The 20,736-nt window shown below is 74.2% G+C and carries 17 protein-coding genes; 8 read left to right on the forward strand and 9 right to left on the reverse strand.

From position 1 onward, the window contains the following. Positions 1-21: 21 nt before the first annotated feature. A complete protein-coding gene (locus NAEX_RS02410) occupies positions 22-687 on the reverse strand; it encodes a ribosome maturation factor RimP (RefSeq protein ID WP_096325902.1) in 666 nt (221 codons plus the stop codon). A gap of 213 nt (positions 688-900) precedes the next feature. Here NAEX_RS02410 and NAEX_RS02415 point away from each other — a divergent pair, with 213 nt between their 5' ends. From NAEX_RS02415 to NAEX_RS49460, 4 genes are all read left to right on the forward strand, one after another. After that, positions 901-1,806, forward strand: coding sequence for a carbon-nitrogen hydrolase family protein (locus NAEX_RS02415; RefSeq protein ID WP_245913591.1), 906 nt, complete (start codon positions 901-903; stop codon positions 1,804-1,806). After that, positions 1,803-2,480: an RNA polymerase sigma factor gene (locus tag NAEX_RS02420; RefSeq protein WP_096325904.1), complete on the forward strand. Its 678-nt coding sequence runs from the start codon at positions 1,803-1,805 to the stop codon at positions 2,478-2,480. Before NAEX_RS02415 ends, NAEX_RS02420 begins: the two co-directional genes overlap by 4 nt. 64 nt (positions 2,481-2,544) lie before the next feature. Continuing rightward, positions 2,545-3,180, forward strand: a complete 636-nt coding sequence (locus NAEX_RS02425; RefSeq protein ID WP_096325905.1) for a hypothetical protein — start codon at positions 2,545-2,547, stop codon at positions 3,178-3,180. 173 nt (positions 3,181-3,353) lie between these two features. Beyond that, positions 3,354-4,406, forward strand: a complete 1,053-nt coding sequence (locus tag NAEX_RS49460; RefSeq protein ID WP_170135389.1) for a hypothetical protein — start codon at positions 3,354-3,356, stop codon at positions 4,404-4,406. 103 nt (positions 4,407-4,509) lie between these two features. Here NAEX_RS49460 and NAEX_RS02435 read toward each other — a convergent pair whose 3' ends face one another. The 5 genes from NAEX_RS02435 to NAEX_RS47200 form a co-directional block, all read right to left on the reverse strand. Next, a complete protein-coding gene (locus NAEX_RS02435) occupies positions 4,510-5,496 on the reverse strand; it encodes an NAD-dependent epimerase/dehydratase family protein (protein ID WP_211302343.1) in 987 nt (328 codons plus the stop codon). Positions 5,497-5,508: 12 nt separating this feature from the next. After that, on the reverse strand, positions 5,509-5,964 hold the full coding sequence (locus NAEX_RS02440; protein ID WP_170135390.1) for a nucleoside deaminase: 456 nt from the start codon (positions 5,962-5,964) through the stop codon (positions 5,509-5,511). Positions 5,965-5,986: 22 nt separating this feature from the next. Next, positions 5,987-6,841, reverse strand: coding sequence for a PP2C family protein-serine/threonine phosphatase (locus tag NAEX_RS02445; protein WP_096325907.1), 855 nt, complete (start codon positions 6,839-6,841; stop codon positions 5,987-5,989). Between the two features lies 1 nt (position 6,842). Next, positions 6,843-8,186, reverse strand: a complete 1,344-nt coding sequence (locus NAEX_RS02450) for an FHA domain-containing protein (RefSeq protein ID WP_096325908.1) — start codon at positions 8,184-8,186, stop codon at positions 6,843-6,845. A 167-nt stretch (positions 8,187-8,353) separates the two neighbouring features. Then, positions 8,354-9,487 carry a hypothetical protein gene (locus NAEX_RS47200; protein ID WP_143825500.1) on the reverse strand — a complete coding sequence of 378 codons (1,134 nt, stop codon included), beginning with the start codon at positions 9,485-9,487 and terminating at the stop codon, positions 8,354-8,356. 589 nt (positions 9,488-10,076) lie between these two features. On the opposite strand from NAEX_RS47200, the gene NAEX_RS49465 reads away from it, so the two are divergent. Further along, positions 10,077-12,260 (forward strand): hypothetical protein, encoded by a 2,184-nt coding sequence (locus NAEX_RS49465; protein WP_170135391.1) that lies wholly within the window; start codon positions 10,077-10,079, stop codon positions 12,258-12,260. 216 nt (positions 12,261-12,476) lie between these two features. Beyond that, positions 12,477-13,778, forward strand: a complete 1,302-nt coding sequence (locus NAEX_RS02470) for a zinc ribbon domain-containing protein (RefSeq protein ID WP_143140397.1) — start codon at positions 12,477-12,479, stop codon at positions 13,776-13,778. Positions 13,779-14,023: 245 nt separating this feature from the next. Here NAEX_RS02470 and NAEX_RS02475 read toward each other — a convergent pair whose 3' ends face one another. The 3 genes from NAEX_RS02475 to NAEX_RS02485 form a co-directional block, all read right to left on the reverse strand. Continuing rightward, positions 14,024-14,974: an HTTM domain-containing protein gene (locus NAEX_RS02475; RefSeq protein ID WP_096325913.1), complete on the reverse strand. Its 951-nt coding sequence runs from the start codon at positions 14,972-14,974 to the stop codon at positions 14,024-14,026. Positions 14,975-15,170: 196 nt separating this feature from the next. Continuing rightward, positions 15,171-15,758, reverse strand: a complete 588-nt coding sequence (locus NAEX_RS02480) for a hypothetical protein (RefSeq protein WP_143140399.1) — start codon at positions 15,756-15,758, stop codon at positions 15,171-15,173. Positions 15,759-15,762: 4 nt separating this feature from the next. Further along, positions 15,763-17,970 carry a gluzincin family metallopeptidase gene (locus NAEX_RS02485; protein WP_143140400.1) on the reverse strand — a complete coding sequence of 736 codons (2,208 nt, stop codon included), beginning with the start codon at positions 17,968-17,970 and terminating at the stop codon, positions 15,763-15,765. Between the two features lie 163 nt (positions 17,971-18,133). Here NAEX_RS02485 and dacB point away from each other — a divergent pair, with 163 nt between their 5' ends. Both dacB and NAEX_RS02495 read left to right on the forward strand, forming a co-directional pair. Next, the gene (gene dacB / locus NAEX_RS02490) at positions 18,134-19,624 is read left to right on the forward strand and encodes a D-alanyl-D-alanine carboxypeptidase/D-alanyl-D-alanine endopeptidase (protein WP_096325916.1); all 1,491 of its coding nucleotides are present in this window, start codon (positions 18,134-18,136) and stop codon (positions 19,622-19,624) included. 39 nt (positions 19,625-19,663) lie between these two features. Next, positions 19,664-20,725 carry a DUF2167 domain-containing protein gene (locus NAEX_RS02495; RefSeq protein WP_096325917.1) on the forward strand — a complete coding sequence of 354 codons (1,062 nt, stop codon included), beginning with the start codon at positions 19,664-19,666 and terminating at the stop codon, positions 20,723-20,725. The last annotated feature ends 11 nt before the right edge of the window (positions 20,726-20,736 follow it).

The raw sequence follows: 20,736 nt of genomic DNA on the forward strand, positions 1-20,736 counted from the left end.
AGACCGATGACCTCTGCTGTCCTAGCCGTGCCCCCCCGTACTCGGGGGCGAGTACACGAGGTTGGCCCGCCGGATGTCGGCGAGCGAGATCTTGTAGATGGTATCACTGTCGAGCGACCGCAAGAGCACCGTGCCGCGGCGATCGTCGGCAGGATCGGCGGCGTCGACCTCGGTGCCGACGATCCGCCCGTGAAAGGTCCGCTGCTCGGCGCTGCCCTGGCCCGGCAGCGGGTGGAACGTGCGGACCACGGCGCGCCCGCCGACGAAGCGGGCGAAGTGACTGAGGCGCACCAGCGGCCGGTCGACGCCGGGCGAGCTGACCTCGAGCGTGTACGGCTGCGACAGCAACGCGGTCAGCTCCGGCGTCTCGGGGTCGGCCTCGGCGGCGTCGAGCGCGTTGCTCAGGACCCCGCTCATGCGCGAGCAGTCGTCGAGCGAGACGCCGTTGGGATGGTCGAGGTACACGCGCGCCACTCGGCCGCCGCGACCGCCGGCCCACTCGATGAGCACGACCTCGAAGCCCATCGCCCGCGCCACCGGCTCGACCGCCGCCTCGAGCAGGCGCACCGCCCCCTCGTGCCCCTCGTGCGCGTCGTGTTCGGCTTCGGCGCCGGCGACGTCGTCGACCGCCGCGGGCTGCGGCGGGTGCTTCGGGCTCTTGTTGTGTGTCGGGCGCCTCGTGGCCATGCGCGTGGGATTCGAGACAAACGAAAAAAGCGAGCTCGGCCAGTTGCCTGCTCGCTTGCGAAAGGCAATTTGCTGGCCGGGCCTGTAGCACGGCGCTTGAAGGCGAGCAACCCCCTTCCCGGGGCGTGAGGCCCGGAGGCCCCCGATGGTCCCGTCCTGGAGTCAGGGGCTCCGGGAGCTTGGCGACGGGCGTTTTCTCGCTACCATCGCCCCGTGCGAGACCTCTGCGCCGCCCTGATCCAGCTCGGCAGCGGGGCCGACCCGGTCCCGAGCCTCGCTCGCGCCGCCGAACTCACGCGCGAGGCGCTCGTGCACGGCGCCGAGCTCGTCGTGTTGCCCGAGAACTTCTGGGCCGTCGCCCCGCCGGGCCTCGACCGCCGGCCGTGGGCGGTCGATCTCCGCGCCCTGGGGCCGGGCGGCGATCTCCACGGCGATCCGCCGCCGGTGCTGCGGCCCTTCCTCTCTCTCTCGCGCGAGTACCCGGCCGCGGTGATCATCCTCGGCGGCCTGCCGGAGCTGCCCCCCGCCGGCGTCGAGGGCAAGTTCTACAACACCCTGGTCGCCGTGTTCGGCGGCCGCGTGGTCGCGGTCTACCGCAAGATCCACCGCTTCGACGCCACCTTGCCGGACGGCACGCGCGCCTCCGAGTCCGACGTGATCCTCGCGGGCGAGACTCCGCACGTGCTCGTCGCGCCGTTCGGCAAGATCGGCCTCAGCATCTGCTACGACCTCCGCTTCCCCGAGCTCTACCGCGCGCTCTCCGCCGCCGGCGCCGAGATCCTCGTCGTGCCCTCGGCCTTCACGCTGTTGACCGGCATCGACCACTGGGAGCCGCTCTTGCGCGCCCGCGCGATCGAGAACCAGGCCTACGTGCTCGCCCCGGCGCAGTACGGGCCCCACGGCCACGGCCGCCACAGCTTCGGCCACAGCCTCGCCGTCGACCCCTGGGGCGCCGTCATCGCCCAGGTCTCGCGCGGCGAGGGCCTCGCCCTCACCTGGCTGCGGGCCGACCTGCTCCAGCGCGTCCGCAGCGACCTGCCCGCGCTGACGCACCGCCGCCTCCACGGCGTAACTCCGGCCGAGGTCGTCACGTTGTCGGCCGACGAGACCCCGGCGTGACCGCCACCGGCACCGGCCGCGCCGCCGGCACGGGCCGCAGCGCTCCGCCCGGCCTCTACGCGCTGATGGACCGCTACCTCGACGGCGACGCGCGGGCCTTCGCCGCGCTGCACGCCGCCCTCGCCCCTCGCCTCACGGCCTTCCTCGTGCACCTCGTCCGCGACACCGCCGCCGCCGCGGACCTGGTCCAGGCGACCTGGCTCAAAGCGCACCTCGCCCGGGCCCGCTTCCAGGTCCAGGGCGCCAGCCCCGACGGCGCCGTGCAGGCCTGGTACTTCACGATCGCGCGCAACCTCGCGGTCGACTGGCTGCGCGCCCAGGTCCGCGAGCGCCGCCGCCGCGAGCCCGGAGATCCCGACGGCGGCGAGCGCGACCCGCTGGCCGAGATCCCTTCGGACCTGCCGACCCCCGAGGAGCTGGAGATCGGCGAGGCCGAGGCGCAGGAGATCACCTCGCGGGTCCGCGACGCCCTCGCCCAGCTGCCCGCCGGTCAACGCGAGATCGTCGAGCTGCACAAGTTCCAGGGCCTGAGCATGGCCGAGATCGCGGCGCGCCTGCGGATCCGCGAGGGCGCCGTGCGAGTCCGGGCCCACCGCGCCTACAAGGCCCTCGCGCAGTGGCTCACGCCCTCCTTGCGCGCCCTGCTCGTGTTGCTCGCGCGAGGTGGGGCATGACCACGCCCCGCGTCGTCATCCAGCCGTGCTTCGGAGCGCGTCGCATCGCGTCGGGAGGTCGCGCGTGACCATCGACGCCAAAGCGCTGATCGCCGACGACCTCGGCGAGCGCCGGCGCGAGCGCCTGCAGCACTTTCGTCCGGCCTGGCTGCTCGCCGTGGCGATCCCGATCGTCGGCCTCGTCGCCACCGGCGCGCGCGACGACTTCTGGGCCCAGCCGACCTGGATCCTCGTCCTCCAGGCGCTGGTGTGGGGCCTCGCCCTGTTCGTCCTGCCGGCGCTCGGGCTCGGCCTGTGGTTCCCGGGGCGCGCCGCCCGGATCGCGCTCGGCCTGGTCGCCGCCGCCGTCGCCTTCCTGGTCGCCGCCGGACCTGCTCTTCTCGACAGGTCCTATCCGACAGGTCTCGAAGACCACCCGATCTACCAGATCGGCTGCGGCGCCCTGACCCTCGGGGCCGGCGCGCTGGTGCTGGCGGTCTGCGCCCTCAGCGGCGCCTTCGCCCAGCGGCGGCGCAGCGCCGGCGCGCTGTGGCTGGCCGCCGCGATCGCCCTCGTCGGCATCGACACCACCACCTGGCACTGCGTGATCACCGGCCTCGAGCACACCCTGCCCTCGCACCTCGGCGCCGGCGTCCTCATGCTGCTCGTCGCGGGCCTCGTCGGCGCCGCCCTGCACCGCCGCCAGCGCGAGGCCGCCTGACCCGCCGAGCCTGCCCGTCCGCCAGCGCGACGAGCGTCCGCGCCGCCCGCACCGTCGCGAGGCACCAGCGCCGCGGCTCCATCCGCGCCGCCCTGAACCACTGCCTGCGCCGCCCCTCGGTCGCTGCGCAGCAGGCCGCGCACCGGCCAGGATCTGCGATAGGCTGCGCGCGCGTGGCCACCGAGCACATCCTCACCCGCGGCAGCGACACCATCCGCATCGTCCATGATGGTTGCGACCTCGTCACCGGCGAGGGCGAACACAGCGTCACCCAGACCTTCGACGACGACGCCGAGGCCCGGTCGCACCTCGACTACGTCCTGGGGCGCCTGCGTCGCAACGGCTACGGCGTCACCAGCCGCCGACTCGTGCAGGAGCAGGCCCAGCGGGACGTCCACGACGGCCTGTTCGAGTGGGACGGCGAGCATCACCGCCTGCGCTGCGTGTTCACCGACGACGCCGGCGTGCGGACCCGCTGCGAGGTCCTGCCCGACGTCGCCGCCGCGCGCGCGGCCGTCGGCCTCCACGTCGTGTGCGACCCGGCCAGCCCCGGCAACGCGCTGGCCGTCGCGCTGGCCGAGCGGCCGCTCGCGAAGGTCCGCCGCTTCGTGTTCGACGCTCCGTTCCAGACCGTCACGCGTCAGCGCGACAACAGCCCTGGCCGGCTCGACCTTCTGCTGCAGGGGCTGCCCGCGCTCGAGTCGGCCTACGTCACCGGCGCCGTCGAGCTGCGCGGCTGCCGGCACCCCCGGCTCAAGCACCTGCACCTGCTCGGCGATCCGCTGCCGGCCGGCGCCCTGGCCGGCCTGGGAGACAGCGACCTCCCCGCGCTCGAGCGGCTGGTGCTGTGCCTCAGCCGCGACGACGAGCCGGCGTCGACGAGCGACGTCGTCCGCGCCCTGCGGCGGCTGCGGGCGCCCGCGCTGCGCCAGGTCTACCTGTCCGGCAGCGACGACCTGGTCGCGCTGCTCGACGAGCTGTGCGCCGCGCCGCTGCACCCGTGGACGGTCCTCTCGGTCGAGGGCGTCCTGCGCGACGAGGACGACCTGCTCGACGTCCTCCAGGCCCGCGCCGACGTCCTCGGCCGCCTCGGCCGCCTCGCCCTCCCGCTGGTCGACGACCTGTCCGACGACGCCGCCGAGCGCGTCGTCGAGCTCTTGCCGCGCGTCATCGACCGCGACGAGCTGCCCGATCAGCTGCTGCCCAGCGTCTACGAGGAGTGGTGAGGGGGCTGCCCTGTCGGGCATGTTCGAACGAACATGTCCCGGCAGACATCCCGTCGCGCGCGAACTCCAGCCGACGTCCGCCGGCACGCTCGCCTCGCGGGCCTCACTCCTGTCCCGAGAGCCAGGCGGCCGTCCGCCGCAGCCCCTCGTCGAGCTCGACCTGCGCGCGGAACCCCAGCAGCTCGGCGGCCCTGTCGGTCGTCGCCGCCGAGCGGGCGATCTCCCCCGCGCGCGCCGGTGCGAACGCGATCGCCCCCTCGCCCGCGCCGCAGGCCCGCTGCACCGCCGCCGCCAGCTCGACGATCGCCACCTCGCGGCCGGTGCCGATGTTGATCCCCGCCGGCTCGGGTGGCCCGGAGAACATATCCCGATGCACATGTCCCTCCGACCCTGCCCCCACGGCCAGGCAGATCGCCCGGGCCACGTCGCCGACGTAGATCAGGTCGCGCGTCTGGCGGCCGTCGCCGAAGATCGTCAGCGGCTCGCCGCGGCGGGCGCGGGCCAGGAACGTCGCCACCACCCCCGAGTACGGGCTCTTGGGGTCTTGCCGCGGCCCGTAGACGTTGAACAGCCGCAGGCACACCGCCCGAAGCCCGTGCAGCGGCCCGAGGCAGCCGAGGTACAGCTCGGCCGCCCGCTTGGCCGCGCCGTAGGGCGACAGCGGCGTCGTCGGCTCGGTCTCCGCCACCGGCACCCGGCGCGGCTCGCCGTAGACCGCCGCCGACGACGCGAACACGAACCGTCGCACCCCGGCCGCCGCCGCCCACAGCGCCAGGCGGGTCGTCGCGCGCAGGTTGACGTCGAGGTCGTCGATCGGCGCTGCGATCGATCGCACCACCGACGTCTGGGCCGCGAGGTGGACCACCGCCGCGAACGGCCCGTGCCCGGCCAGCAGCAGCCCGACCTCGCCGCGCACGTCGCCCTCGACCACCGCGACCTGCGGGTCGTCTGTCCATTCGGCCAGGTTCTCGCGCCGCCCCGTGCTGAAGTCGTCGAGCACCACCACCCGCAGGCCGGCCGCGCGCAGCGCCGCCACCGTGTGCGAGCCGATGAACCCGGCCCCGCCGGTCACGAGCACCGCGTCGTTCACCGGCTCAGCCTATCAGCCCCGCGACGCCAGCGCGAACGGGTTGTCCGGCCACAGCGACGCGTCGCCCTGCACGATCTCCAGCGCCTGCTCCGTCAGCGGCAGCGCCATCTGCCGGTACAGCGCCGCCGTCGTGAACCCGTACGGCTCGCCGTCGGCGTTGCTGTACGCGAACACCACCCGGCGCACGCTCGCCAGGTGCAGCGCCGCCAGGCACATCGGGCACGGCTGCCCGCTCGCGTACACCGTGCAGTCGTCGAGCTGCAGCCGCTCGAGCGTCGCGGCCGCCGCGCGCAGCGCCAGCATCTCCGCGTGGGCCGAGGGGTCGGAGCGCAGGTGCAGCTCGTTGACCGCCTCGGCCACGAGCTGCCCTGCGCGCACCACCACCGCGCCGTACGGGCGACCGCCCGCGAGCGCGTTGTCGCAGGCGAGCTCGAGCGCGCGGCACAAGAACCGGTCGTCGTCGGTCACGGCCACAGCATGCACGCGCCGGTCAGACTGCCACCTGGACGCGGTGGACGGCCACCTCTTCGCGGCCGTGGGGCAGCTCGAGGCCCTCGCCGGAGAACCGCGCGATCGCCACCGTCACGTTGTCGGGGCCGCCGGCGGCGCAGGCCGCTTCGGTCAGCGCCCGGCAGCAGCGCAGCGGGTCTTCGTAGCGGAGCATCAGCCCGAGGATCTGCTCGTCGGTGACCGGCCCGGTGAGGCCGTCGCTGCACAGCAGCAGCACGTCGCCGGCGCGCAGCTGGACCACGTCGAACTCGGGGCCGACGCGCGGCTGGACCCCGAGCGCCTGCAGCAGCACGTTGCGGTGCTCGTAGTCGCGGGCCTGGTCCGGGCGCAGGCGGCCGGCCGCGATCAGCTGGCCGACCACGCTGTGGTCGGTCGTGATCTGCGTCAGCGAGCGGCCGCGGCGGATGTACGCCCGCGAGTCGCCGACGTGGCCGATCAGCAATTCTGGCCCGAAGGCCAGGGCCGCGGTCAGCGTCGTGCCCATCCCGTGACGCGCCGGGTCTTCGACCGCCGCCGCGCGGATCTTGTCGTTGACCGCCGTGATCGCCTCCTGCATCACCTCCTGCGCCGCGGCCGTGCTGGCGAACGGCGCCTTGGAGTGGATCACCGCCGACAGCACGTCGACCGCGAGGGCCGACGCCACGTCGCCGGCCGCCGCCCCGCCCATCCCGTCGCACACCGCGATCAGCGTCCCGCGGGACGTCAGCGGCTGCACGCGCTGGTGCGGCAGGAGCCCTCGCTCACCGGTCTGGAGGTTTTGGACCACGAAGTGGTCCTCGTTGCGCTTGCGGACGCAACCGACCTCGGTCCTCGCGAACACCTCGAGCTGCGCCACCTCAGTGCATCCTCACGCGGAAGATCTGGTCCCCGACCCGGAACATGTCGCCCGGTTGAAGGATGACATCCCCGCGGATCCTGAGGTAGGTCCCGTTGGCCGAGCGGAGGTCGGTCAGCAGGACCGTCATCGCGTCTCCGCGCAGCTCCATCGCCAGCTGCGCGTGTTGCCAGCTCACGAAGGGATCGGTGGGGAAGATGATGTCGCCGAGCTCGCGGCCGAACACGATCTGCGGGGCGCGCAGGCAGTGGACCTCGGCTTCGGCCCCGCCGACCCCGATCAGCGTCAACCGGCCCCAGGCCGGCTGCATCGGCGTGCCGAACAGGCGGGTCGACTCGCCGTCGAGCTCCTGCTCGCGGCCGCCCGCCGGCAGGTTCTCGAGCCGCAGCAAATGGTGACCCACCAGGAAGAGATCGCCCGGAAACACCGGTTCCGGCCGCGAGATCCGGACGTAGACCCCGTTGCGAGATCCGAGGTCGCCGAGGCGCACCCCCCCGCCGGGCGCCGGCTCGAGGCGGGCGTGGGCCGGGCTCAGGAACTCGTCGCTCGGGAACACCAGGTCGCCCTGCTTGCGGCCGACCACCAGCGTCCCGCGCAGCGCCACCGACTCGCCCTCCGACCCGTCGCGCTTGACCAGCACCACCCGCAGGGGCGCCGCCCCGGCCGAGCGGCGTGACGACTCGACCGCCAGCCTCGCCATCGGCGCCGACCACGACGGGCCGCCGGGCGTGCCGGTCACCGACACCGAGGCCTGCTCGGTCGCCGGCGCGGCCTGGCCCATGCGGGCCGTGTCGCCGGGGCCGGGCGTCTCGCGCGGGACCGGCACCCCGTCGCCGGGCACCACCCGGGCCTGGCCCCACGAGCCCTGGCCCGACTCACCCGCCGCGGCCTCGAACGGGCTGCTGCCGGCCCGGGCCTCGGCCTCGACCGGGCTGGCGTTCGGGACAGGTGTGACGACCTGCGGCGCCGGGCTCGCCGTCGCCGCCGCCGGGACGATCCCCGCCCCCGCTTCGGCGGCCGGGGCGGCCGGCTCGACCGCGGAAGAACGCGGCGCCGGCTCCGGTACCGGGGTGCGTGCCGGCTCCACCTCGCCCGTGCCCTCGAGCAAGCGTCGCGGGATCAGCTTCATGTTCTGGGTGCTCGGGCGCGGCCGGCGGGAATGCACACGGAGGCCGCAGATCTGGCAGAACTCGAAGCCGTCGCCGAGCGGCTGCCCGCAGCGCGCGCACTTCGGGAGCGCGCTCACTGGCGCCGGCTGCGACAGGCGATAACCGCAGATCTCGCACGCGTCGGCCTCTGGGGCGTGTTCGGTGCCACAGGCGGGACAGGGGATCCACTCCGTCATCGGCGTCGTGCCTGGAGAAGGCTTGCCAGGGTCGCTCGCGTGGGATAGACCCGCGCTCGCCCGCTATTCGCCCCGTCAGGGTACCCGTCCGGCTCGGACCGCGTCAATTGAGCGTCGTCATCGCACAGTCAGGCTCGTCGCCCTCGCCCGCCGGGCCCGAGCCGTCGTCAGGCCGGTCTTCCTCGCCCGTTGGGCGCGCGGCGTGCTCGCATGCCCCCCGCCGGGGCGACGCGTCCGGCCGCGGATCGCCTCGCCTCCTCCGCCGACTGCGCGCCGTCCTGGTCGTCGCCGCCGCGCTGGGTGCCCCGCTGCTGGCGGCCTGCGCCCCGATCGTGCGCCCGCCGAGCTACGTCGGCGCGCGCGACGTGGTCACCGACGCCTCGCTGCTCGGCCCGTTCGACGGCCAGGTCGTCGACGCCGCCACCAGCGAGCCGGTCGCCGAGGCCACGGTGGTCGCGGTCTGGTCGTACGACCGCGGCGACGGCTTCATCGGCCCGTGGGGCGCGGAAACGACCAGCGTCACCACCGACGCCACGGGTCGCTACCGGATCCCGCCGGCCCGGCTGTCGGTGCGGGGCTCGACCGCGCGGCTCGTCGACGCCTACCTCATCGTCTACAAGCGCGGCTACGCCGGGTACCGCTCCGACGCCGTGCCGACCGGCGGCCCGCGCTCCGACTTCACGGTGCGCCACAACCGGGTCGAGCTGCGCAAGTGGCAGAACAGCGACTCGCACGCCGAGCACCTGCTGTTCCTCGCGCCGCCGCGGCCGCTGCACAAGGCCGTGCGCTGGGAGGCCGAGCTGGCCAACCTCGATCTGTTCCGCGCCCTCGGCGGCGCCGGCGGCCCTGTCGTCGCCGTCGAAGAGGAGGAGGCGAGCAAGCCGGCCGCGCAGGTGGTCGCCGAGGTGCTCGACGCCAGCGGGCTGCTCACGCCCGACGAGGTCCGCCAGCGCACCGGCTACACCGAGGCCTTCGAGGTCAAGGACCTCACCGACCTCAAGCGCACCAACTTCTATCACGGCGTCCATTTGCAGGCGATCCACAGCGACGAGCGCCACGACCTCGCGCTGCGCGTCTGGAGCGCCCCGCCGGGCGGCATGGACCCGGTCGCGGCCACGATTCAGGAGACCTTCGGCAAGGTCAAGCCGGGCGGCGACATCACCCCCGAGACGTGGAGCACCACCGCCGACGGCGTCCACGCGATCGGCTTCGTCGACCGCACGCAGAAGATCGGCGTGCTGCTGACCTGCGGCGATCAGCAGTGTGTCGACCTCGACAGCGCGCTGATCCTCGCCAAGCACGTCTACCGCAACCTCGACCGCCTCAAGTCGGTCCCCGACCCGGCCGGCACCGCGGCCACGCCCGCCGCCCCGGGCGCCGCCGCCCCGCCGGCCGCCCCGGCGTCCCGAGCGGCGCCGTCCCCGGCAAGACCGCCGCCCCGAGCGGCGCCGGCGCGAGCAACCCCGCCGGCGTCGCCAGTCCCAAGGGCCAGGGCGCTCCGACCATGTCCCCCGAGCCAGGTCCCACCACCGGCGCCACCGGTCCCAAGGGGCAGGGCGCTTCGACCATGTCCCCCGAGTCAGGCCAGCCGGCCGGGAAGGGCAAGCGGCCATGATCGGCCTGCGCCACCGGCTGCGGCGCCCCGCGGCCGCCTCGCCCGCGCCGTCCCTCGCGACCGGTCTCGAAGGCCAGGGCACCTCGACCATGTCCTCCGAGACACGTCCCCGCGGCGGCCGCCCGCTCGCAGCCGCGCCGTCCCTCGCGACCGGTCCCGAAGGCCAGGTCGCTTCGACCATGTCCTCCGAGACACGTCCCTGCGGCGGCCGCCCGCGTACCGCCTCGCCCGCGCCGTCCTCCTCGATCGGTTCCCAGACCCAGGTCGCTTCGACCATGTCCTCCGAGACACGTCCACGCGGCGGCCGCCTGCGCGCCTGGCTGCGCCGCTCCGCCCTCGCCGCCGCCCTCGCCGTGTTCGCCGCCCCTGCCCCCGCCGCGGCGTGGGACGCCCGCGCGACCCACCTCGGCATGGTCGACCGCGCCCTCCTCGAGAGCGCCCTGCACCTGCGCTGGATGGCCGCCAGCGAGCTGCAGCGCGGCCTGTTCACCCCGCTGCGCGTCGATCCCCGGCGGCTCACCGCGCCCGAGCGGCGCATGCTGACGGCGGCGCTGCAGCTCGGCGGCCTCGAGGCGCTCGGCGGCCCGGGCGCCTGCCCCGGCCTCGGCGCCCCGCTCGAGACCCAGCGCTACTGCGTCCAGGGCGACCTGTGGGAGCTGCCGGCGCTGCAGTGGCTGCAGGTCGGCGTGCTGGCCGAGCTGGTGCCCTCGGCGCGCGCCGTCCACCACTTCGTCGACCGCGACGACCCGCTGCGCCGCGACTTCAGCGACCCGCAGCCGCGCCCCGGCCTGCTGCGCCTGCGCCAGGTCCGCCACAACGGCGGCTCGGCCGCGGCCCTGGCCACACAGACAGGTTTCTCGGGACAGGGCCCTTCGGTCATCTCGTTCCTGCGCGACGAGGCCGACCCGCTGGCCCCGCCGCAGATGTGGCGCCACCTCGAGCTGTCGTCGACCCTGCCCGACCCCGAGGCGCGGGCGCACCACCTCGCGCTGGCGCTGGTCGGCCTCGGCGCGCTGCTGCACGTGGCCCAGGACCTCGCCGTGCCGGCCCACGCGCGCGGCGACGTCAGCGGCTTCTTCAGCCCGCTGTCGCCCAGCCCCGGCGACCGCGGCCTGCCGTTCGCCGAGCTGGCCCGGCTCGCCTTCGGCCGCAGCGCCCTGCCCGGCCGCCGGACCCCGGACGAGGTCGCCCGCGCCCGCGGGATCCCGCTGGCCGGCTCGCTCGCCGAGCACCTGTTCGGCGGCGCCGCGCCGAGCAAGGACCCTGGCGCATTGGTCCTGCCCGAAGGGACAGGTTACGAGGGCCTGGCGGTGTTCACCGCCCGCCGCTTCCTGTCCGAGGCCAGCGTCCCGGCGCCGCGCTTCCTCGACGAGGACCTCACGCCCGAGGCCGCCGCCGCCGAGCTGCTGCAGGGCAGCCGCCTCGACCCGGCCGAGCTCGAGGGCGCCCGCCTGCACCCGTGGCCGGCCCTGCGCGGCTACATCCAGAGCGGCACCGGCCGCCCGCTGGCCGCCTTCGACACCGACGACGACGGCCGCGTCCGCCCCTACGTCGACGAGGCCGTCTATCGCGAGCAGTTCGTCCACCTCGCGCCGCGCGCGATCGAGGTCACCCGCTCGCTGCTCGACTGGCTGTGGCCGGCCTGGCCCGAGCTCGACTTCGACGCGACCGCCGGCAACCTCGACTTCGCGGTCCCGCCCGGCCTGGTCGACGCGGTCGTGCTGGTCCTCCGCCAGGACGCCGCCGGCGCGCGCACCATCGTCCGCAAGGTCGCGCTGCGCCCCGGCGAGCGCAACCGCGTCAGCGGGATCCCCACCGGCCTCGGCGAGGGCGAGCGCGCCGTCGTGGTCCTGCGGGCCAGGCGAGCCACCGGCGAGCCGCTCCTGCTCGAGCACGTCCTCGGCGGCGAGAGCAAGGTCTACCCGGTCGTGCCCGCGCCCTACGTCCCGCCGCCGGCGGAACCGGCCGCGCCCGCAGAGGACATCGAAGCCGCGCCGGTCGCCGCGCCGGAGCCGGAGCCCGCGCCCGAACCGGAGCCCGAGCTCGCCCCGACCCCCGGCACCAAGGGACAGCCCGCCAAGGCCGGCACCAAGAGCCAGCCCGCCCCGGCCCAGCCCCCCGCCAGGGCGACCAGTCCCAAGGGACAGCCGGCGAAGACTACGGACGCCGGGCAAGCCAGCGACGCCACCAGTCCCAAGGGACAGCCCGCCGCCAAGCCCCCGGCCGACGCCACCAGCCCCAAGGGACAGCCCGCCGCCAAGCCCCCGGCCGACGCCACCAGTCCCAAGGGACAGCCCGCCGCCAAGCCCCCGGCCGACGCCACCAGTCCCAAGGGACAGCCCGCCGTCAAGCCCCCGGCCGACGCCACCAGTCCCAAGGGACAGCCGGCAGCCAAACCCCCGGCCGGCGATCCGGGCGGCGCCGCGGGCACGCCCCCGAGCGGCAAGGCCAAGGGCTGAGCCGCCTCCTCCTCTGTGTCGGCCGGCACGGCGGACGAGCCCGCCGACGTCCTCCGAGACGACGATCACTCGCTCCAGGAGAGGAACAACGTCAGACCGGGCCGACGCCGTGCGCTCGCCGGCGGCCCGCGCGGCGGACCGTCCGCATCGGCTCTCGCCCCCCGCGCCGCGCCGGAACCGTCAGCCGTCCAGGCGGCTGTGCTACACCTCCCCGCCGTGTCGACCGAGCGAGACGACGACGGCCTGATGTTGCCGCCCCTGGAGGAGCGTCGCACGCTGCTCGACCTGCTGGCCGCGCTCGTCGAGGCGCGCGGTCCGGCGCCGCTGCTCGTCGCGCCGCTGCTCGAGCCGAGCGCGAAATTCTTCCCCGATCGCTGGCAGGGCGGCGAGGGCAGCCTGCGGCGGCTCGTGCGGCGGCTGCTCCGCTACGCCGGGCTCGGCCAGCTCCGGGTCGAGGTCGCCATCTACGACGCCGACCCGGCCCGCCGCGGCGAGGTGCTCGGCAAGCCCAGCTCGCCGCGCGGCCACGACCTCGTCGTCTGGCTCGCCGCGCTCGAGCGCGACCTCGTCAAGGTCGGCGCCGAGAGCTCGGCCATGGTCGACCCGCACACCATCGTCGCCGCCGCCGCGCGGGTGGTCGCGCACGTCTATCGCCGTCACTTCGGCCTCCCCACCACCGACGCCTTCGACCCGCGCATCGACCTCACCGGCGTCTTCCTCGGCTTCGGCGTGCTCACGGCCGACGCCGCCCTGCGCTACACCGTCCGCACCGCCGCCGGGCCGATGCAGACCCGCCGCGCCCCCGCGCGGCTCGGCGTCCTCTCGCCGCAGTCGCTGTGCTTTCTCCTGGCCGCCCAGTTGCACGCGCGCGGCCTCCCGCGGGCCGAGCGGCAGCGGATCGGCAAGCTCCTGCAGGCCAACCAGGCCGCGTTCTTGCGCCACGCCTACGCCGCCCTCGACCGCGCCGAGCCGCCGGTGAGTCAGCAGCTCGGCCTGCCGCCGCCGGAGCAGTGGCCGCCCGGGCCCGACCTCGCCGCGCTCACCGTCCCGTTCACCGACGATCCCGACGCCGCCCCCGAGACCCGGCGCGACGAGGATCCCGGGATCGTCGGCATCAACGCCGGCAAGCCCGTGTTCCGCGTCGAGCGCAGCATGGCCGCCCGGCTGGGGCGCACGCTCGGCATGGGCGCGCTCATGCTCGGCGGCGTCGTCGCCGGCATGAAGGGCGGCCTCCAGCTCGAGGCCGGCACGATCCCCCTGATCGCCGTCGTGCTCGGCGTCACCGGCCTCGTCCTCGGCCGCTTCCTCCGCGAGTCGCGCTGCTCCGAGCCGCGCTGCGGCGCCCCGCTGGCCCCCGGCGACACGGTCTGCCCGCGCTGCCGCGGCGAGGTCGTCGGCGTCATCCACCACCCGCGCGAGCGCCTCGCCGCCGAGGAGGCGTGGCGCCGCGCCCACCCCGAGAGCGCCGAGCCGGACGCGTCGCAGTCGACCCCGGCCGCCGCGCCGCCTGCCCCTTGAGCCAGCCGCTCGGGTCGGGCGCTCTCGGAGTTTTCGACCGACCGCCGCCAGTCACGGCCTGCTTCGGCGCGCCGGACGGCGACGATCGCTCGCACGGCACCCGAGCGGCTGCGGCTCACGGCTGGAGCGCGCCGGCGAGTCGAGGCTCCGACGCCGTCCACACGCATGCGGGCGTCCATGCCCCACTGGACATGCTCATGAGGACATGCCCCATCGCGCATGCCCGATCGACCATGCCCCTCGGTTCACGTCCGCGCCAACCGCCGCAAGATCCGCCGCACCTCGTCGGGGCGGAGGAACGCCAGGTAGCTGGCCAACGTCAGCGGCGTGAACCACTCGACGTACATCATCATCTGGATGCCGACGTGCATCGCCACCCCGAAGCCGAGGAACAGCCAGCGCAGGTCGGGGATCTTCCGCCACCGCTCGCGCAGCCAGTGGGCCAGCAAGAACCCGCTGAACCCGACCTCCCAGGCCAGCACCAGCCACGTGATCGGCCGCAGCACGTACGGCTGCAGCATGGCCAGGGTGCGCGTCAGGTCGAAGTGGCGGTTGTAAGGGCTGACCATCGAGAAGTAGATCGCCGTCCCCTCCGACTTCCAGGTCGCCCCGTGCTTGGCCAGCCCGGTCGACGTGTACACCACCGCGAGCTGGAGCTGCACGATCCGGCGGCACCACACCGGCACCGGCCCGCCCTTGCCGCGCCAGCGGGCGTCGAGGCTGAGCCCGCGGCCGGTCGGCATCAGCGCCAGCCACACGATCATCGCCGAGTGCAGCTGGTCCGGCATCGCGTAGAGGAGCGGGTTGCGGCCGACCATGCTGACCCACAACAGCGCGCTCAGCAGCGCCGCCGGCCGCGTGAACAGCCCGACCAGCCAGAGCAGGTGCGCCACCACCCCGGCGGCGAAGATCGCCTGCACCGCCAGCGGATCGTCGACGGTGAAGAACAGCGACCAGCGGGTCGGGAACGCCTGGCGCGCGTACTGCCCGGCCAGCGGCGACGCGCTGGAGAAGTATTCGGCCACCGCCCCGACGTGCGCCAGCAGGCTGGCGGTGAACACCGCGACCAGCCCGATCCGCAGCAGCCCGAGCGCCGCCGGATCTTCCTCGCCCGTCAGCAGCGCGTCGCGCAGGCGAGCCAGCCGCCCGCGCCTGTCCTTCGCGCCCTGTCCTTCGAAACCTGCCCCTTTGGACACGCGCCCCTCGACGCTAGGCCCGTCGCGCCCGCCCGCGGACGGTCCGGCCGTCCCCCCGTCGGCGAGCGTCGCCCCGTCCGGTCCCGGGCTGTCCCCCACGCCATGTCCCTCGGACCCTGTCGCATCGACCATGCCGGCCCTCGCCGCGATCCCCGCCGCAGCGACCGTTTCCCCCTGTCCGTCGGGACCTGCCGCTTCAGCCATGTCGCGCCTGCGCGTCCGCCAGCATCTCGCGCACCGGCCAGGTCTTGCAGTCGATCGTCGCCAGCGGCTTGCGCTCGACCGGCCCGAGCCCGGGCTTGCCCGCGCGCACGCGGTCGGGCGGGGTGAAGCGCCGGCGGACCCGCTCGGCCACGATCTTGCGCGGCGGCTGCTCGCGGGCCAGGGCCTCGCGCACGCACAGCGAGCGCAGGTACCACGTGCGGTTGTTGTTGGGCTTGTCGGGGTTCAGGACCGCGTAGTAGCGCCAGATGTCGACCCGCGTCTTCTGCCACGCCCACGTCGTGCCCCAGCCGGACTGCGCTTGCGCGGCCTCGGGCAGCGCCTCGCGGCGGCCGTCCTCGAACTCCGCGTAGACCGCAAGGTACGTGTGCGCGCGGGTCGGGTCCGGCGCGTACATGTTCCACGTCTGGACCACGCTGATCTTCTTCTGCCACTGCGCCAGCGTCGCCGGCAGCTCGCCGAGCGCCGCGTTCGGCAGCCCGGGTCCGACGATCAGGACCACCAGCGCCAGCGGCAGCAGGGTGTTCCAGGCCGTCTTCAACCTGTCCCGAAGGCCAGCCATGCCGCTAGCGCCGCCTCCGCCCGCGCCGCAGCCCGAGCAGCGCGAGCACGGCCAGCGGCGCGGGCGACCCGTCGCTGCGGCAGGCGCAGCTCGCCGCGGGCTCGCCGGTGTGGATCTCCGACGCGTCGACGCCCTGCCCGTCGGTCACCTCCTCCGGCGGGCCGACGTCGACGGTGACCGTGCCCTCGTCGAGGAACTCGGGCGGCACGCTGACGATCGACGTCCCGCTGGCGACCTGCTCGCCCGAGGTCAGGTTGGCCAGGGCCACGTGGACCACCTCGCCCGGCCGGAACCCGCGCAGCACCAGTTGATTGTCCGACTCGCCGAGGCGGCTCGCCACCAGCTGGTGGTCCCAGTCGCCGGTCACCTGGATGACCTCGCGGACCGAGCCCTTGTTCGAGCCGTCGGGGTTCTTGTCGACCGCCGTCAGCGTGTACTCGAACGTGATCGGTTCGTCGGCCCGCTTGAGCAGCACCACCACCCCGGTCGGGTTGTCCGGCGGCCCCGCGTCGCCGCCGAGGCGGAAGCGCACGATCACGTTGTCGCTGCCCGCCGGCACCTCGTGGCGCAGCTGCATCGGCCCCGGGAAGAACGGCGTCACCCCGGTCGTCTTGCCGCGCAGGTACAGCGACGCCCCGTTCGCCACCTTCTCCGGGTCGACGTGGACGCGCGGGCAGTCGTACAGCCCGCGCGCGTCGAAGCCGCGGACCAGCACGTCGATGTCGCTCTCGGTCCACTCGCCGCGGGCCAGCGCCTCCTCGGCGATCTCGAGCACCGTGAAGCTCGCCGTCTCGAGGTCCGCGTCGCTCGGCAGCCGCGGCAGCAGCTCGAACACCACCGGGTCCATCTTCTCGCGGCCGATCCGCTTGCGCGCCGCCCACATCGCGCCCATGAACGGCTCGCCGTCGTTGTGGACCTGACCGACGGTGTTGTCGGGGCAGCGCTTGGTGTTCTCGGCGTTGCGGATCGCGTTGCCGTAGCCGGGCCAGAAGCGGGCCACGTAGTCGCCCAGCAGCGGCTCGTTGGCGAGGATCACCGAGAAGTAGTCGGCGACCGCCTCGTTGATCCCGCCGGCGTCGTTGAGCACCCCGTCGGGGCGCAGCGTGCGGTCGCCGAGCCCGTCCGGCGTCAGCAGCGACACCATCCCGTGGCCGAGCTCGTGGTAGACGACGTCGCCGTCGTAGCCGAAGTCGACCGCCGCGCCCTGGCCGAAGATCATCGTCGGCCCCTTCTCCGGGTCGCAGGTGTTGGTCCAGTAGGCGTTGTTCAGCGGCGTGTAGTCGAGGTCGGGGTAGGCCGTCGACAGCTCGGTCGTGCGGTAGTTGGCGAGCATCGTCGACAGCTCGCACTTGAACGCGTCGACCCCGAACCGCCTCATCTCGTCGATGAAGCGCTCGGCGTGGTAGTACATCGACAGCTCGGCGTAGAGGTCGTCGTCGTCGGCGTTGTCCTGCGGGAAGATGACGTCGGGCAGCGGCAGGAAGTAGTCGCCGTTCTCGTCGGACACCGCGCGGTGGACCGCGTAGCACTTGCCCTCGGCCCACCACGGCTGGATCTGGTCGTCGGGCGGCGCCTCGAGCGTGCAGTTGAACGAGCGGATCCGGTCGCCCTCGAGCGGCTGCCCCGGCCCGGTCGCGTGGATCCCCGCCAGCTCGACCTCGACCGGCACCGGCGTCGACGCCGGGTTGGTCTGGAACACCCGCGCCCGCGACGACCGCACGTGCTCCCACTCGTCGAGGACGATGCCCGAGCTGGCCGACACCCAGATCGTCTTCTTGCTCGGCTCCGGGTCCCACTGCAGCGGCAGCTCGACCTCGTAGGCCAGCACCGGCTCGCCGAGGATCAGCTTGTAGACCAGCGTGCCCGGCTCCTCCGGCCCCTCCGCGTGCGCGTGGGCGGCCGCGATCGCCTCCGCCTCCGCGACGTCGATCCGCGCCTCCTCGGGCCGCAGCTGCGGACCTGCGAGCGGCCGCGACGCCGCGACCTCGCGCTCACCTGTCTTCTCGGACAGCACCGTCGCGAACGCCCCGCGCACCGGGATCCCGTGCAGCGTGTACGACTTGAGGGCCACCGTCGCCGCCCCGCTGCGCAGCGACATCGGCAGCGTACGGGCCTCCGCGGCCAGCTCCGGCGGTCCGGCGAGCGCGCGCGGCCACGCGACGCACAGCCCGAAACCGAACCCGAACCACCGCAAGCTCCGCGCGACCGTCATGAGCGCTCCTGCCGAGGCCACCAGCATACCCAAGATCGCCGGCCGGGCGGCGACCCAAGACGCCGGCCGATCACCCCAGGTCCGCGCCGGCGACGGGCCTGCCATGGGCGGGCGGCGCGACGCAAATTGGACGTTGGGCCGGCAAATCACGTAGCCTGCCCGGGTGCGCCCCTCGTTCGGCCAGCGCCTCGCAACCGCCGCCGCGGCCTTCGTGTGCTGCCTCGCTCCGCCCACGTCGGCCGCGACCCCGGTCGCCGAGTCCGCGCCTGCCGCCGCGCCGACCGACCTCGCCGGCCAGATCGATCTCTTGCTGCAGGCCAAGTTCCTCGCCCGCGCGCGCGTCGGTCTGCTCGTCGTCGACATGGCCACCGGGGCCCGGCTCTACGAGAAGAACCCCGACCTCGGCCTCAACCCGGCCAGCAACATCAAGCTCGTCACCACCGCCGCCGCGCTGTCGCTCCTCGGCCCCGAGCACCGCTACGTCACCCGCGTCTACGCCAAGAAGGGCGCACTCAAGGGCCACACCGTCGACGGCGACCTCTATCTCAAGGGCGGCGGCGATCCGTCGCTCGTCACCGCCGACCTCTATCAATTGGCCAGCGACCTGCGGGCGCTCGGCGTCACCAAGGTCACCGGCGGCCTCGTGCTCGACAGCACCGCCTACGACCGCGACGAGCTGCCGCCGCTGTTCGATCAGAAGGACGAGCTGGCCTCGTTCCGCGCCCCCGGCGGCGCCACGGCCGTCAACTTCGGCACTTACGTCGTCCTCGCCCGCCCCGGCGCCGGCGAGGGCGACCCGGCGATCGTCGCCATCGATCCCCCGGTCCCCTCGCTCAAGCTCAAGGCCAACACCGCCACCACCGTCGCCGGCGCGCGCAACCAGCTCAAGCTCGCCATCGGCACCACCGCCGAGGGCGTGGTCGAGATCGCCGTCGACGGCGCGATCGGCAAGGACGCCGCCGCGGCCGAGTACCGCTACCCGGTCGCGCGCCCGGCCGAGTACGCCGGCGAGGTGTTCCGCCTCGTCCTCAAGCAGCGCGGCATCAGCCTCGGGCGCAGCGCGGTCAAGTTCGAAGCTGTCCCCGAGGACAGCGAGCGCCTGGCCCTCGTGCGCAGCGAGCCGCTCAGCGTGCTGGTGCGCAGCGTCAACAAGCTGTCGAACAACTACGTCGCCGAGCACATCCTCAAGAGCCTCGACGACCACACCCCGGCCAGCTTCGCCGGCGGCCTCGCGCGCGTCCGCACCTGGCTCGCGGGCCTCGGCGTCGGCGTCGACGGCTTCGTCTACAACAACGGCTCCGGCCTCTACGACGCCAACCGGATCAGCGCGGCGCAATTGGTGCAGCTCTTGATCGCCGTCCATCGCGACTTCCGCTACGGCGCCGACTTCCTCGCCTCGCTGCCGATCGCCGGCGTCGACGGCACCCTGCGCGGGCGCATGCAGGAGGGCCGGGCCGCCCGGTTCGTGCGCGCCAAGACCGGCTCGCTGGACGGCGTCTCCACCCTCTCGGGTTACGCCGGCGCCGTCGGCCGCCCCCCGCTCGCCTTCGCCATCCTCTTCAACGACCTCGACGTGTTCGCCGCCCCGCAGGCGCGCGATCTCCAGAACCAGATCGCCGAGCTGCTCGCCGGCGCCGTCGCGGCCCGGCCCTGACCACTATCGTCCGCCTGAGCCCGGTGCTAGCCTGGCGCGATGAAGCACGCCGCCCTCGTCCTCGGAGCGCTCCTCGCCGGCGCCCCGCTCACCGCTCGTGCCACCGTGTTCGAGGACGGCAACAGCGCCGCGGCCCCGCCGGCCGGCGCCCCGCAAGACGAGGCCCCGCCGCCCGGCTGGGACGCGCTCAGCCCCGCCCAGCAGGAGAAGCTGGCCCAGCTCGACGAGGCCGGCATCCAGGCGCTCGCCGGCAAGATCGACCGCGGCGAGGCCCTCAGCGACGACGAGAAGCTGATCGCCGAGGGCCTGGCGATCCTCATGACCGCCGAGTTCGACGGCAAGCTGACCTATCAGACAGGTGACATCAAGATCGGCGACGGCCTGGCGACCCTCCGGCTCGGCCAGGACTACCGCTTCCTCGGGCCTGCCGACGCCCGGCGCGTGATCGAGGAGGCCTGGCACAACCCGCCCGGCGAGCTGCCGCTCGGCATGATCGTCCCGGCCAAGCTCAGCCCGGCCGACCCGCGCGGCTGGGGCGTCGTCCTCTCCTACGTCGAGGAGGGCCACGTCGACGACGCCGACGCCGCCAGCATCGACTACGACGAGCTCCTGGCGCAGATGAAGGAAGCGACCGAGAAGGAGAACGAGTCGCGCAAGGCCATGGGCTTCCCGGCGATGCACCTGGTCGGCTGGGCCGAGCCGCCGCGCTACGACCAGTCGCGCCACAGCCTCTACTGGGCCAAGGAGCTCGGCGGCGACGACGGCGGCGAGAACTCGCTCAACTACGCCGTGCGCGTGCTCGGCCGCAAGGGCGTGCTCGAGCTCAACGCCGTGTCGGGCATGACCCAGCTCGCCGAGATCCGCCCCGAGATGGAGAAGATCTACGGCCTGGTCGAGTTCGACGACGGCAACCGCTACAGCGACTTCAACCCCGACATCGACACCGTCGCCGCCTACGGCATCGGCGGCCTGATCGCCGGCAAGCTGGCCGCCAAGGCCGGCATCTTCGCCCTCCTCGCCAAGGGCGGCAAGTTCATCGTCCTCGCCATCGTCGGCCTGTTCGCCGGCATCCGCGCCTGGTTCACGCGCAAGAAGGAATAGCCCCGCGGGAC

Source organism: Nannocystis exedens (assembly GCF_002343915.1).
In the GTDB taxonomy this organism is placed as follows: Bacteria; Myxococcota_A; Polyangia; order Nannocystales; family Nannocystaceae; genus Nannocystis; species Nannocystis exedens.

What these genes read in the sequence shown, in the direction of transcription:
- NAEX_RS02495 (WP_096325917.1), top strand. Translation starts at nt 19,664, where the DNA reads ATGAAGCACGCCGCCCTCGTCCTCGGAGCGCTCCTCGCCGGCGCCCCG.
- NAEX_RS02450 (WP_096325908.1), bottom strand. Translation starts at nt 8,186, where the DNA reads ATGACGGAGTGGATCCCCTGTCCCGCCTGTGGCACCGAACACGCCCCA.
- NAEX_RS02410 (WP_096325902.1), bottom strand. Translation starts at nt 687, where the DNA reads ATGGCCACGAGGCGCCCGACACACAACAAGAGCCCGAAGCACCCGCCG.
- NAEX_RS02485 (WP_143140400.1), bottom strand. Translation starts at nt 17,970, where the DNA reads ATGACGGTCGCGCGGAGCTTGCGGTGGTTCGGGTTCGGTTTCGGGCTG.
- NAEX_RS02480 (WP_143140399.1), bottom strand. Translation starts at nt 15,758, where the DNA reads ATGGCTGGCCTTCGGGACAGGTTGAAGACGGCCTGGAACACCCTGCTG.
- NAEX_RS49465 (WP_170135391.1), top strand. Translation starts at nt 10,077, where the DNA reads ATGTCCTCCGAGACACGTCCACGCGGCGGCCGCCTGCGCGCCTGGCTG.